This is a genomic window from Nonomuraea maritima (assembly GCF_900100395.1).
GTDB lineage: Bacteria > Actinomycetota > Actinomycetes > Streptosporangiales > Streptosporangiaceae > Nonomuraea > Nonomuraea maritima.
The window spans coordinates 313408-327005 of sequence record NZ_FNFB01000004.1 but is presented as its reverse complement, the minus strand read 5'-3'; the positions used below and the strand labels follow the sequence as shown (position 1 = coordinate 327005).

The 13598-nt window shown below is 70.8% G+C and carries 9 protein-coding genes; 4 read left to right on the top strand and 5 right to left on the bottom strand.

The window, feature by feature from the left end; translation table 11 throughout:
* Nucleotides 1-29 precede the first annotated feature (29 nt).
* Nucleotides 30-626: a hypothetical protein gene (locus BLR04_RS10280; RefSeq protein WP_143022002.1), complete on the top strand. Its 597-nt coding sequence runs from the start codon at nt 30-32 to the stop codon at nt 624-626.
* A 55-nt stretch (nt 627-681) separates the two neighbouring features.
* Here the strand turns inward: BLR04_RS10280 and BLR04_RS10275 are convergent, their stop codons facing one another.
* Nucleotides 682-1887 carry an aspartate aminotransferase type Ic gene (locus BLR04_RS10275; protein ID WP_176903020.1) on the bottom strand — a complete coding sequence of 402 codons (1206 nt, stop codon included), beginning with the start codon at nt 1885-1887 and terminating at the stop codon, nt 682-684.
* A gap of 190 nt (nt 1888-2077) precedes the next feature.
* Here BLR04_RS10275 and ctaD point away from each other — a divergent pair, with 190 nt between their 5' ends.
* From ctaD to BLR04_RS10260, 3 genes are all read left to right on the top strand, one after another.
* Nucleotides 2078-3766, top strand: coding sequence for an aa3-type cytochrome oxidase subunit I (gene ctaD / locus BLR04_RS10270; RefSeq protein ID WP_245740156.1), 1689 nt, complete (start codon nt 2078-2080; stop codon nt 3764-3766).
* 223 nt (nt 3767-3989) lie between these two features.
* Nucleotides 3990-6710 carry an immune inhibitor A domain-containing protein gene (locus BLR04_RS10265; RefSeq protein ID WP_245740155.1) on the top strand — a complete coding sequence of 907 codons (2721 nt, stop codon included), beginning with the start codon at nt 3990-3992 and terminating at the stop codon, nt 6708-6710.
* A 135-nt stretch (nt 6711-6845) separates the two neighbouring features.
* Nucleotides 6846-7784, top strand: coding sequence for a diacylglycerol/lipid kinase family protein (locus BLR04_RS10260; RefSeq protein WP_090762069.1), 939 nt, complete (start codon nt 6846-6848; stop codon nt 7782-7784).
* 7 nt (nt 7785-7791) lie between these two features.
* Here the strand turns inward: BLR04_RS10260 and BLR04_RS10255 are convergent, their stop codons facing one another.
* From BLR04_RS10255 to BLR04_RS10240, 4 genes are all read right to left on the bottom strand, one after another.
* A complete protein-coding gene (locus BLR04_RS10255; RefSeq protein WP_090762066.1) occupies nt 7792-8559 on the bottom strand; it encodes an SWIM zinc finger family protein in 768 nt (255 codons plus the stop codon).
* A 3-nt stretch (nt 8560-8562) separates the two neighbouring features.
* Nucleotides 8563-11433, bottom strand: coding sequence for a DEAD/DEAH box helicase (locus tag BLR04_RS10250; RefSeq protein ID WP_245740154.1), 2871 nt, complete (start codon nt 11431-11433; stop codon nt 8563-8565).
* 361 nt (nt 11434-11794) lie between these two features.
* The gene (locus BLR04_RS10245) at nt 11795-12688 is read right to left on the bottom strand and encodes a class I SAM-dependent methyltransferase (protein WP_090762062.1); all 894 of its coding nucleotides are present in this window, start codon (nt 12686-12688) and stop codon (nt 11795-11797) included.
* A gap of 108 nt (nt 12689-12796) precedes the next feature.
* Nucleotides 12797-13402: an XRE family transcriptional regulator gene (locus BLR04_RS10240; protein ID WP_176903019.1), complete on the bottom strand. Its 606-nt coding sequence runs from the start codon at nt 13400-13402 to the stop codon at nt 12797-12799.
* Between the last annotated feature and the right edge of the window lie 196 nt (nt 13403-13598).

Genomic DNA, 13598 nt, shown 5'->3' with positions numbered 1-13598 from the left:
AGCGTAGGGGTTACCGCCAAACTGCCCGAATGGATGTCAGCTGCCCGGTGTGTACGCAGACCGACCAGGTCATCGCGGTGCCCGGCGTGGTCGCCGCCGGCACCGCCTACACCATCGGACGCGTCCGCTTACCCGGCGCGCGCGAGGTCGCCGACCTGCCGATGGCGGCGACGCTCGGCGCGTCCCGGCACGTGATGAGCCGCACCCAGCTCGCGGTCTGGCTGTCGTTCCCCAGCCGCCACTACACGCCCTGGACCAGGAACCAGGGGTACGTACTGCTGCTCGTCGCCGCACTGGTGCACCTGGTCGTCTCGCTGGTGATCGCGATGGGGCAGGACCCCAACTGGGGCGAGGTGCTGCTCGCGCCGTTCTGCCTGACGGGCCTGTTCTGGCTGGTGGGCCTGATCAACGTGCTCGGCGCGCACGGCGCCCGCAGACGGGACGCGGCCGAGGCCCCGGCCAGGGAGCAGGCGCTGGCCGTGTGGGAACGGCTGCGCTACTGCCCCCGCGACAACGTGGCCTTCGAGCCGGGGGTCGGCGTCGCGTTCCACCCGAGCGAGACGCGCGAATACCTCTTCGGCTTCCGGCCGGGCACCGCCGGCCACCGCGCCGGCGTCGCCTCCTGACCGGACCAGAGCCGCCGCACCGGCGGCTCGTGCTGACCGGGTCAGGCGCCGCCGATCAGGCGTGTTCCTCGGCCACCAGCCTCACGCACACGGCCAGGCCCTCGATCGCCTGCTCGAGCTCGTCCAGCTCGGGGAAGGTGGGGGCGATGCGGATCGTCCGGTCGTCGGGGTCGGTGCCGTACGGGTGGGTCGCGCCCGCCGGGGTCAGCGCGATGCCGGCCGCCTTGGCCTTGGCGACCACCTCGGCGGCGTGCGGCACCTCGAGGCTGATGAAGTAGCCGCCCTTCGGGCTCGTCCAGCTCACCAGGTCGCCGAGCCGCTCGGTGAGCACCTTGTCGACCAGCTCGAACTTCGGCCCGATGAGCTCGGCGTGCCGGCGCATGTGGGCGGCCACGCCCTCGGCGTCGCGCAGGAACTCGACGTGCCGCAGCTGGTTGATCTTGTCGGGGCCGATGGACTGCTTGGCGGTGTTGCGCAGGAACCACTCGACGTTCGCGGGGGAGGAGCCGAAGAACGACACCCCGGAGCCGGCGAAGGTGACCTTGGAGGTGGAGGCGTACACGAACACCCGGTCGGGGTTGCCGTGCTCGGCGCTCAGCGCGAGCACGTCGGCCAGCTCGGCCGGGGTGTCGGTGAGGTGGTGGACGGCGTAGGCGTTGTCCCAGAAGATGCGGAAGTCGGGCGCCGCGGTGGGCATGGCGGCCAGCCCGCGGACCGTCTCGTCGCTGTAGACGACGCCGGTCGGGTTGCTGTACTTCGGCACGCACCACATGCCCTTGACGCTCGCGTCGGAGGCGACCAGGCGCTCGACGACGTCCATGTCGGGGCCGTCGGCGGTCATCGGGACGGCGACCATCGTGATGCCCAGCTGCTCGCAGATCGTGAAATGCCGGTCGTAGCCGGGCACCGGGCACAGGAACGTGATCTGCGGCTCCTCGATCCACCGGCGCTCGGCGCCCGGCAGCGGGCTCAGCAGGGCGTGCACCACGGTGTCGTGCATGAGGGCGAGGCTGGCGTTGCCGCCCACGACGAGCTGGCCGGCGGGCACCTGCAGCAGCGGCGCGAACAGCTCGCGCAGCTCGGGCAGGCCCTGCAGGCCGCCGTAGTTGCGGGCGTCGCTGCCGTCGGCGGCCCGGTGGGACGACGGCAGCCGCAGCAGGTCGTCGGAGAGGTCGAGCTGGCGCGGCGACGGCTTGCCCCTGGTGAGGTCGAGCGAGAGCCCACGCTGGACGAGGGCGGCGTAGTCACGCTGAGCGGTCACGATCTTCTCCTCCGAGTCCGGTCCGGTCTGCAGGATAGAAGATGTCAGGCCGTGAACCGGTGGCCATCCGCCATGTGGACGGTGGCAAAAGTGTCCGCCGTGGATGTCAAAGAACGACTTCCGCCGCGTCGCAGGCCGGCGTGGCATGGGTAGACCGGGGCGAGCACAACTCCGCAGCGAGGGAGCAGCCGTGACGACCGTTCGCGAGACCGCGAGGGAACAGGTCAGGCGCCGCCGTACGGGGACGGTCCTGGCCTCCTGGTTGCCGACCACCGACCACAAGGTCATCGGGCACCTCTACCTGATCACCTCGTTCGGCTTCTTCCTCGTCGCCGGCCTCATGGCCATGGTCATCCGGGCCGAGCTCGCCGAGCCCGGCATGCAGCTGGTCAACCAGCTGCAGTACAACCAGCTGTTCACCGTGCACGGCACGCTGATGCTGCTGCTGTTCGCGACCCCGCTGTTCGCCGGGTTCGCCAACGTGATCATGCCGCTGCAGATCGGCGCGCCGGACGTGGCCTTCCCGCGGCTGAACGCGGTGTCGTACTGGCTGTTCGTGTTCGGCGGGCTCATGGTGGTGGCCGGGCTCCTCACGCCCGGCGGCGCGGCCGACTTCGGGTGGTTCGCGTACACGCCGCTGTCGTCGTCGATCTACTCGCCGCAGGTCGGTGGAGACCTGTGGGTCATGGGTCTCGCGCTGTCGGGGCTCGGGACGATCCTCGGCTCGGTCAACTTCATCACCACGATCATCGGCATGCGGGCGCCCGGCATGACGATGTTCCGGATGCCGATCTTCACCTGGAACGTGCTGCTGACGAGCACCATGGTGCTGATGGCGTTCCCGGTGCTGGCCGCCGCGCTGCTGGTGCTGGAGGCCGACCGCAAGCTCGGCACGCAGGTGTTCCAGGCCGAGAACGGCGGGCCGCTGATCTGGCAGCACCTGTTCTGGTTCTTCGGCCATCCCGAGGTCTACATCATCGCGCTGCCGTTCTTCGGGATCATCACCGAGGTCATCCCGGTCTTCAGCCGCAAGCCGATCTTCGGCTACCTGGGGCTGGTGGGCGCCACGATCGCGATCGCGGGACTGTCGATGACGGTGTGGGCGCACCACATGTTCGCGACCGGGCAGGTGCTGCTGCCGTTCTTCTCGTTCATGACGTTCCTCATCGCGGTGCCGACCGGGGTGAAGTTCTTCAACTGGATCGGCACCATGTGGCGGGGCCATCTGAGCTTCGAGTCGCCGATGCTGTTCGCCGTGGGCTTCCTGGTGACGTTCCTGCTCGGCGGGTTGACCGGGGTGATCCTGGCCTCGCCGCCGCTCGACTTCCACATCAGCGACACCTACTTCGTCGTCGCCCACTTCCACTACGTCGTCTTCGGCACGGTGGTGTTCGCGATGTTCTCCGGCTTCTACTTCTGGTGGCCGAAGATGACCGGACGGATGCTCGACGACCGCCTCGGCAAGGTGCACTTCTGGACGTTGTTCGTCGGCTTCCACACCACGTTCCTCGTCCAGCACTGGCTGGGCCAGCTCGGCATGCCGCGCCGCTATGCCGACTACAGCGCCTCCGACGGCTTCACCTTCCTCAACCAGGTCTCGTCGGTGGGCGCGTTCCTGCTGGGCGCCTCGACGCTGCCGTTCCTCTACAACGTCTTCAAGACCGCGCGGCGGGCGCCCAAGGTCCGGGTGGACGATCCGTGGGGTTACGGAAACTCGCTGGAGTGGGCGACGAGCTGCCCGCCGCCCCGGCACAACTTCACCAGCATGCCGCCCATCCGCTCCGAGCGGCCCGCCTTCGACCTGCACTACCCTCGCGAACCGCAGGAGATCGCCGGTGGCCGGCCGCCCCGCCCCGGCCTGGAGGAAAGGCGCTCCTGACGTGCGCGTCCGCGAGGAGCGGAGTTCTCGTCCGGCAGATCGGCCGCTGTGAGCATGATGATCGGTATGTCGTAGTTTGATCACGTTTCAACAACTTGCTTTACGCTGTCTTTACTCACCCTCTAACGTCCGGCATTGCACTATTCATGGCCAATTGCCGGATACATCTGGGCAGAGAGGGTTCCTGGTGCACAGCACGAAGCGCCTTTTAGCAGCCTTACCGGTGGCGGCCCTCCTGGGCGCCGCCCTGTCCGTGCCCGCCGCGGAGGCGGAGTCCGTCGCGCACTACGAGCCGACGGCCGCGGACTACTACATCAACTACGCCCCTCCCGCCGTGGAGCGGACCCCGCAGGAACCCACGCTCGTCAACGACACGGCCAGGAAGATGACCCGGGCCGAGAAGTTCGACCGCAAGTTCACCAGCGGCAACCCCGCGGCCGGCCGCGTCCTCGCCGCCCGCGAGAACGAGGCCATCAGGACCGGCCGCAACCCCGCCGAGTGGATCTTCAAGAAGTCCAAGCAGGCACGCACGGCCAAGCTCCTCACGATCCTCGTCGAGTTCGACGAGCAGGCCAACGACGACTTCTCCGGCTTCAACCGCCAGCGTGCGGTCGGCGGCGCGCCCGACGACTGCGTCGTCGAGCCGCCGGGCACGGTCATCAACGGCCCGCTGCACAACAGCATCCCCGACCCGGCCACGCTCCCGGCGAAGGACAACAACACCTTCTGGGTCAAGGACTTCAGCACCACGCACTTCAACAAGATGCTCTACACCGACAAGGGCATCACCGAGCGCGTCCGTACCGACCTGAAGGACCCGCGCGACGGCAAGCGCGGCATCGACATCTCCGGCTACACGCTGAAGAAGATGTACGAGGAGATGTCCAAGGGCGCCTACTCCGTCACCGGCGAGGCGGTCGGCTGGATCAAGGTCCCGCACTCCGAGGCCTGGTACGGAGCCGCGGCCTGCGGCGCCGCGCCGCAGGACATGTCGGGCCACCCCGACAACCCGCTCGGCGCCCAGCAGCTGCCGATCGACACGATCGAGGCCCTGGCCAAGGCCCGGCCCGACTTCCCGTGGGCCGACTACGACGTCGAGGACATCTCCGACGCCGACGGTGACGGCAACTTCGCCGAGCCCGACGGAGTGATCGACCACCTCGTGCTGGTGCACGCGGGCAAGGACAAGTCGGCCGACGGCGGCGCCGAGGGCCCGTACGCGATCTGGGCGCACTCCAGCGCGGTCGCCGGCGGTTACCGGATCCCCGGCAGCGACAAGAAGATCGCCAACTACATCGTGCAGCCGGAGGACGCCGGCGTCGGCGTCTTCGCCCACGAGTACGGCCACGACCTCGGCCTGCCCGACCTGTACGACACCTCCGGCCAGGCCAGCTCCGCGGTGGACTTCTGGGACCTCATGTCCAGCGGCTCCCACGCCGGCCCGATCTACCAGTCGATGCCGAGCCACATGGGCCTGTGGGACAAGTGGGTGCTCGGCTGGGCGAACCCGAAGGTGTTCGAGCCGGGCGACAAGTCGAAGATCGTCACGGTCGGCCAGACCTCGCGCACGCCCAAGCTCACCGAGGACGGCGTCCGGGTGAACCTGGAGTCGGAGCCGGAGAAGATGGTCGACGTGCACAGCGGCACGAACGCCTGGTGGAGCAACCTCGACCAGGAGTGGGGCAACGTGTCGCTGACCCGCGAGGTGGCCGTGCCCGCCGGCGACGACCTGAAGTTCTGGATGTGGAACAACTACCAGATCGAGCAGGACTGGGACTTCGGCTTCGTGGAGGTCTCCACCGACGGCGGCCAGACGTGGACGCAGCAGAAGCTCCACGACGAGACCGGCGCCGAGGTCACCACCGCCGACGACTACGCCGACCCGAACGGGAACCTCGCGACCTTCGGCTTCAAGAAGTACGGCATCACCGGCAGCACCGGCGGCGCCTGGCGGCACGACTACGTGGACCTGACCCCGTACGCCGGTAAGACGATCAAGCTGCGGCTGACGTACGACACCGACGCCGCCTACCAGGAGCGCGGCTGGCACGTCGACGACTTCGAGCTCACCGCGGGCGGCACGGCCGTGTGGAGCGACGACGCCGAGAGCGACACCGGCTGGCTCCACGCCGGCGGCACGTTCACCAACACCAGCGGCCAGGGCTGGACGCGCAACAACGGCGAGCGCGAGATCTCCCGCTTCTACCTCGCCGAGTGGCGCAACTTCGACGGCTTCGACGAGGGCCTGAAGTACACCTACGACACCGACTACCTGCGTGACGGCGCGTGGAAGGTGCAGAAGCTGCAGTACAACGCGCCCGGCCTGCTGGTCTGGTACCGCGACTCGACGCTGAGCAACAACAACGTCGCCGAGAACATCCAGGCGCAGCCCAGCATCGGCTCCAAGGGCAGCCTGCTGGTCGTGGACTCCCACTACGAGCCGCTGCGCCGCACCGGCGCCGCGGCCACGAAGGACCCGCAGCTCAACAAGAACCTCGAGGGACGCGTCCAGTCGTCCAACGCCGCGTTCGGGTTCGGCAAGACGTACCCGTTCACGGAGTGCCTTGAGGCGGCGGGTGAGCCGCTGAGCGCGTACTGCACGAAGATCCCCGCGCAGAAGGGCGTGAAGGCCTTCACCGACGCGAAGACGTGGTACCCGGGCCTCGAGGTGATCGACGGCGGTCTGTACTACCGCGACTTCGACGCCTCCGTGGTCGTGCCGTCGAAGGGCGACCAGGCGTACTCGACCCGCGTCGTGCACCAGGACGGCACCCCCGCCCGTGAGCTGTACGGCCAGCAGATCGCCGGCACGGTGCTCGGCTCCGGCAACCCCGGCGACGAGCGCAAGGCGCTGGGCGTGCAGTTCAAGCTGGTGGCGCCGCTGCCGGGCAACCTGGGCGCCCTCGTCCAGGTGGTCCCGCCGGCCCGCGGCTCGAAGAAGTAGCAGGTTCAGGCAGGTGGAGGCCGGTCGCGTCCAGCGGCCGGCCTCGGCCGTGTCAGGGGGCGGTTCGCGAGCCGGGCGCCCTCCTCGTGAGCGATCATCGTCAGGCGGCGCCCCGTGGACCTACGATTGATGACCATGAGCCAACTGCGCACCAAAGCCGAGCACACCGAGGCGATCCGGAGGGATCGCCGGGTGGCGGTCGTGGTGAACACGCGCTCGCGCCGCGGCCGTCGCCACTACTTCGAGGTGATCGAGCAGATCCACAACCTCGGGTTCGAGCCGCTGGCCGAGCTGTCGGTGTACAACCCCAAGAGGCTGCGCGACCTGCTCGACACGGCCCTGGCCACCGAGCCGGACCTGCTCGTCGTGGGCGGCGGCGACGGCACGCTGTCGTCGGCCGTCCGTCATGTCGCCCACCGCGACGTCGCGCTCGGTGTGCTGCCGCTCGGCACCACCAACAACTTCGCCCGCAGCCTCGGCCTGCCGCTCGACCTGGCGGGCGCGATCAAGGTGTTCGACACCGGCAAGGTCGCCGACATCGACCTCGGCATGGCCGACGACCGGCCGTTCGCCAACCTCGCCAGCTTCGGCGTGTCGGTCGAGGTGGCGGGCACGGTCAAGCCGTGGCTCAAGCGCATCCTTGGCCGTCCCGCCTACCCGCTCACGGCCCTGACGATCCTGCCCGGCCACCGGCCGTTCCGCGCCTACATCACCGTCGAGGGACGGCGCCACGAGCTGCTCACCCACCAGCTCAACATCGCCAACGGCCGCTTCCACGGCGGCTGGCAGGTGGCGAAAGACATCAGCATCGACAACGGCATGCTGGTGGCCTACCAGCTGGGCTCGGGCAAGAAGCTGCGGCTGCTCGGCGAGACGCTGCTGCGCGCCACCACCGGCCGCTGGCGCAGCCTCGCGGGAGGCCCGTTCGTGGTGGGCCGCGAGATGCTGCTGGAGACCGACCCGCCCATGGCCGCCGACGTCGACGGCGAGGTGCGGCTGCGCACCCCGATCCGGCTGCGCGTGGTGCCCAACGGCGTGCGCGTCATGGTCCCGGCCTCCTTCGAGGACCGCTGAGCGTCCTTCACGCGTCCGCCAGCCGTTCGTAGGCGGGAGCGAGGGTGGAGGCCAGGCCGGCGGGCGGCGGGAAGACGCGCAGCAGCAGCCCGGTCGCCGCGGCCGGCCGGCGTTCCTGACGGTGGGCGGTCGCGCCGGGGCTGTAGAAGTCGGCCAGCCGGTCGGCGAAGGGCACGTCCGGCACGTGCAGCGGGTCGTCCGCCGGCTCGCCGGCGAGCGAGCCGAGCAGCTGCGCGCGGGTGCGGCCCCGCCAGGCCAGCACCAGGAACGGGTCGTCGTCGAACGACTCGGCCAGCAGGTAGAGCACGGCGGAGAGGTGCTTGCACGGGAAGCCCCAGTCGGGGCAGGAGCACTCCATGTCGAGGTCGCGCGGGAACAGGTCGAGACCCATCGCCGCGAACACCTCCTCGATCTCCGGCGGCATCTCGCCGGCCAGCAGCTTGGCCCGGTGCACGGCCTGCTGCGCGATGGACTCCTCGACGGCGGCCCAGCGCTTCTCGCCGTACGCCTCGATCCGGATGACCACCTCGTACGGGTCGGGCCGCGACCCCTGGACGGAGGCCACGACCTCGCCGGGGGAGAGGTCGATGGTGCGGACCTGCCCCTGGCGGGCGTAGGAGCGGCCGCGCGAGAGGCGGCCCCTGTCGCAGACGCGTTCGAGGATGTCGACGAAGCGGCGCGACCACCAGGTGGAGCCGATGCTGCCGCGCTGGGTGCGGGCTCTCAGGCCGCCCTCGACGCGGATGGGGCCGGGGCTGTCGTACCAGTCGGGCATGCCTCAGCGCACCCCCTCGGCCGTCAGCCGGAAGACCTCACGCAGCTCGTCGGTGGACAGGTCGGTCAGCCACTCCTCGCCGGTGCCGACGACCCGCTCGGCCAGGGCCTTCTTGCGTTCGATCATCTCGTCGACGCGCTCCTCCAGGGTGCCGGCGCAGATGAGCTTGCGCACCTGCACGTTCTTGCGCTGGCCGATCCGGTACGCGCGGTCGGTGGCCTGGTCCTCGACGGCGGGGTTCCACCAGCGGTCGACGTGGACGACGTGGCTCGCCGCGGTGAGGTTGAGCCCGACCCCGGCGGCCTTGAGCGACAGGACGAACAGCATGGGCTCGGGGTCGTTCTGGAACCGGTCGACCAGGCGGTCACGGGTCTTCTTGGGCAGGCCGCCGTGCAGCCAGAGGACCGGCCGGTCGAGCCGTTCGGCGAGGTAGGGCTGGAGCATGGCCCCGAACTCTGCATACTGCGTGAAAAGTAGGGCTTTTTCGCCTTCTGCCAGGATTTCTTCGGACAGTTGCTCCAATCGGGCGAGCTTGCCGGACCTTCCGGCCAGGCGGGAGCCGTCCTTGAGCAGGTGGGCGGGGTGGTTGCAGACCTGCTTGAGCCGGGCCATGGCCGAGAGCACCAGGCCGCGCCGCTCGATGCCCTCGCTGCTGTCGATCTTCGCCAGCATGTCGTCCACGACCGCCTGGTAGAGCGTGGCCTGCTCGGGGGTGAGCGGGCACCACTCCTTGATCTCCAGCTTCTCCGGCAGGTCGGAGATCACGGACTTGTCGGTCTTGACGCGGCGGAGGATGAACGGTCCCGTCGCCCTGCGCAGGGCCGCGGCCGCCTGCTCGTCCTGACGGGCCTCGATCGGCTCCTGGAAGCGGGACCGGAACCGGGCGCGCGGCCCGAGCAGGCCCGGGTTGGCGAACTCCATGATCGACCACAGCTCGGCCAGGTGGTTCTCGACCGGGGTGCCCGTCAGCGCGAGCCTCGTCCCGGCCTGGATCGACCTGACCGCCCTGGCCTGGAGGGTGCCGCTGTTCTTGATCGCCTGGGCCTCGTCGCACACGACCCTGCGCCAGGCGTGCCGGCTCAGCGTCTCGAGGTCGCGCTGGGCGGTGCCGTACGTGGTGATCACCAGGTCGGCGCGCTCGATCTCGGCGGCGTCGCGCCCGCTGCCATGGTGGACGTACACGCGCAGCCCCGGCGCGAACCGCGCCGCCTCGCGCTGCCAGTTGCCGACCAGCGACATCGGGCACACCAGCAGCGTCGGCGCGTCGGCCCGCTCGTGGACGAGCAGCGCCAGCGTGGTCACCGTCTTGCCCAGCCCCATGTCGTCGGCCAGCACCCCGCCGAGCCCGAGCTCCGACAGGAAGCTCAGCCACGCCAGCCCCCGCTCCTGGTACGGCCGCAGCGTCGCGTCCAGGCCGGAGGGTGTGGGCAGCGGCGTCAGGCGGCGTTCTGCCTGGCCGGACAGCAGGTCGCCGAGCACGCCGTCGGCGTCGACCTCCAGCAGCGGCAGCTCGTCGTCGTCGCCGGAGCCGACCACGGCGCGCAGCAGGTCGCCGGCGGCCGCCTGGCCCACGCGGCCCGACTCCACCGCCCGCAGCGCCGCCTTGAGCTGCCGGTCTTCCAGCTCGACCCACTGACCGCGCACCCGGACCAGCGGGACCTTCAGCCGGGCCAGCTCCGCCAGCTCCTCCTCGCTGATCGTCTCGTCGCCCACCGCCAGGTCGACCCGGAAATCGACCAGCTCGCGCAGGCCGAAGCCCTGGCTCGCCGCCGCCTGCGACTGAGTCCTCGTCCGGGTGGTGAGTTTCAGGCCCAGCCGCGTACGCCCGGCCCAGCGCGGCAGCTGCACCCCGAACCCGGCCGCCTGCAGCAGCGGTGCGGACTGACGCAGGAACGCGAACGCGCCCGCGGTGTCGAGCGTCAGCTCGCTCGGCCGCGCGGTGCGCAGGGCCCGGTCGAGCTCCGGGTACAGCCGCACCGCCCGCCCCAGCCCGGCCAGCAGGTCGCGTTCGGGGCTGCCCGGCAGCACCGCCGGCGCTTCACCGCTCCAGATGGTGGCGGCGGGCACGTACAGGCTGGGATCGTCAGCGGCCTGCAACGCCAACTCGACCCGCCAGCCGTCGCCCCCGGAGTCGGAGTCGGCGTCGGCGTCGGCGTCGGTGTCGGTGGGTTCGAGCAGCCGCAGGCACAGCCGGGTCGCCCCCTCGGAGGCGGCCACCGCGGCGTACCACTCCTCGAGCTGCCGGCGCAGCTCCGGCACGTCGGGACAGGCGGGGGCGTCGCCGGTGAGCGCCGCGAGCCAGCGGTCGGCCGTCGTGCGGGGCCGTGCGACCAACGGCTCGGTCAGCGTCCGGCGGACGTAGGCGTCGGCGAACGCCTCCAACGCCGCGCGCAGCACCTCGCCCGAGGGGCGCTCGCCACCGCAGGCCCGGCAGGCAGGCGGCATGGCGAGCGCCAACTCCCTGAAGTACGCGGCATCGACCCCCGTGACCACCGGCCGCCACACCGCCCACATGCCCGCCCCGCGCTCCGTCGGCGCGGGCGGCAGAGCGGGGACGAGCTGCGGGACGACGCGGCCCCGGCGTACCAGGTCGTGGGCGAAGGCGGAGACGGCGGCCCAGTGGCGCATCGTCGCGGTGCCCGGGTGCGCGGCAGGGACGGTCAGCGCCGCCACGGGCGCTACCACCACGGCCGGCACCCGCCACGGCCGCAGCCGCGGCCGGGTGGTGTCGGCGGCCCGCCCGGTCTCCGGCGAGGGCACAGGCTGCCGAGGAGATCCGGGCAGCAGCAGCTCCAGCTCGCGCGCCGGCGCGTCGTCGAGTCCGAGCACCGCCGCGACCTCCGCCGCGTCGACCGCGAACGGATGCACAGGCACCGAACGGCCGGCCCTTCCGGCCCGCTTCCCAGCCGCCGGTTTCACCTCTCTCCGGACGGCCGCCTTCTCCGCCCCCTCCTCGAAAGCCGCCGGCCCCGGCCTTGTCCCGAGGGCCGTGGACTCCGGACCCTCCTCGGCGGTCGCCCGCTCAGGGCTTTCTTCGGAGGACGGCAGTTCCGGGAATCGCGTGATCGCTGTCGGGCCGGGGGTGTTCCGGGTGGTTGGTGAGGGGCCGCTGACTTCGGCCCAGAAGGCGAGCCCGTCCTCCGTCCACACCCCGTGTACCAGCACCCCCGCAGGCTACCCGTACCGGACTGATCGACGACCCCGATCGCCCGGGGCCGCGCATAGGGGCCTGGCGTCAGGGGCGGCGGGCCGCCCAGACGGTGCGCTCGGTGCGTACGGCGAGATCATCGCGGCGCAGAAGGGCGTTCGGGCTGTCGGTGTCCAGGAGGTCGTCGAGTGCCGCGAGGTCTTCCTGGCTGAGTGCGGGGGCGGCGACGCCGCGGATGCGCTGCAGGCCCGCGTAGGCGTAGCGGCCGACCGCTTCGTCGCGCCCACCATGGATGTCGACCGTGATGGTGCGCTCGTCCTCGACGGTGAAGCCGGCGGCTGCCAGCATCGGCCCCCAGTCGGCACCGCGGTGCGGAACGTGCTGGGCGTGGAAGTCGTCCGCCGCGGCGTGGGCGCGCTCCTCGAGGCCGGGCCGGTTCTCCGGGGCGTCGGCAGGCAGGAAGCGGGGGAAGCCCGCGAGCTCTACGACGGCGAACAGGCCGCCGGGGGCCAGCAGTTCGCGGACGTTCCGCAGGGCGCGGACGGGGTCGGACATGTGGTGCATCGACGCCGAGGCCCACACCAGGTCCGGCGTGCCCAGGTCGGGCCAGCGGTCGGTGTCGAGGTCGGCCTGCACGGTCCGTACGCGGCTGTCGACACCGCGAGCGCATGCCTTCTCGCGCAGGAGCCGGAGGTGCCCGACGGAGGTGTCGACGGCGGTGACGTGCGCGTCGGGGAAGCGTCGCAGGAGCGCGAAGGTTCCCGCGCCGGTGCCGCTGCCCAGGTCGACGATCTGGTGCGGCTCGCTCTTCAGTGGCAGCCAGGCGGTGATGGAGGCCATGTGCTCGGCGAGCACCTCGGCGTCCAGCTCGAGGATCTCCGCCTGACCGCCGTCGCCGTCGTCGTCGTGGTGGCCGGGGTGGTGGCCGGGGTGGTGGCCGCTTTGGCCGTGGTGAGGGGTGTGCTGGTGTGTTCGTGACATGGCATCACCGTAAGCACGGTGATGCGCATGCCGCACGACTGCTTGCCGGATACGCAAGACATTGGCTCGGTGTGCTGCCCGGATCGCAATATCGCCACCTGTGGCCCCCTATGCGTCCGGGCCCTGTGCGCCTTCGCCGTCGGCTTCGGCACCCGCCTCCTTCTGGTGGCCGCGGCGGGCGTCGCGGTCGAAGATGCCCAGGATCTCGCAGGGCCCGCGCTCGGCGCCGATGGCGTGCGGCATCATCGTGGGGAACTCCGCGGCCTGGTTGGTCTCGATGCGAAAGCGCCGGTGGCCGAGCAGGAGGACGGCGGTGCCCGACAGCACCACCAGCCATTCGCGGCCGGGGTGGGCGCGCATCTTCGAGGGGTTGTCGGGCGGCGGGCCGGTCATGCGCTGACGCATCACGCTCATACCGGGGTCGCCCTTGATGGGCCAGCGCATCGACCCGTGGGCGGCGTCGATCATCGGGCTGATGACGATGTCGTCGGCGGCGCTCTCCACGAGCTGGTCCAAGGTGGTGTCCAGGGCGCGGGCGAGGGTGACCAGCTGGTCCAGGGCAAGGCGGCGCTGACCGTTCTCGATGCGGCTCAGTGACGACTGGCTGAGGTTGGCGCGGGCGGCCAGCTCCTCCAGCGACCAGCCCTGCGCGACGCGCAGCGCGCGGATCCGTTTGCGTACGAGGCTGTCCAGCTGTTCATCTTCTTGCGTCATGAGCAAGATGGTATGCCCGTGATGCAAGCAAGGCTTACCGTCGCCTACAGACGGCCCGCCTCGACCTCACCGCCCAGGTCGGCGCCGCAGCCGGTGCTCACATCTGCTCGCCCCCGCACAGGAGAACACCGGCTGACGCGTACGCCGCTCAGTTGAGGATCCGCGCGACCGTCATCCAGCGGTCCGCGCGGGTGAG

Excerpts from the sequence above, each read along its gene's own strand:
- BLR04_RS10255 (WP_090762066.1), bottom strand. The coding sequence starts at position 8,559 with ATGCCCGACTGGTACGACAGCCCCGGCCCCATCCGCGTCGAGGGCGGC.
- BLR04_RS10240 (WP_176903019.1), bottom strand. The coding sequence starts at position 13,402 with ATGACGCAAGAAGATGAACAGCTGGACAGCCTCGTACGCAAACGGATC.
- BLR04_RS10260 (WP_090762069.1), top strand. The coding sequence starts at position 6,846 with ATGAGCCAACTGCGCACCAAAGCCGAGCACACCGAGGCGATCCGGAGG.
- BLR04_RS10280 (WP_143022002.1), top strand. The coding sequence starts at position 30 with ATGGATGTCAGCTGCCCGGTGTGTACGCAGACCGACCAGGTCATCGCG.
- BLR04_RS10245 (WP_090762062.1), bottom strand. The coding sequence starts at position 12,688 with ATGTCACGAACACACCAGCACACCCCTCACCACGGCCAAAGCGGCCAC.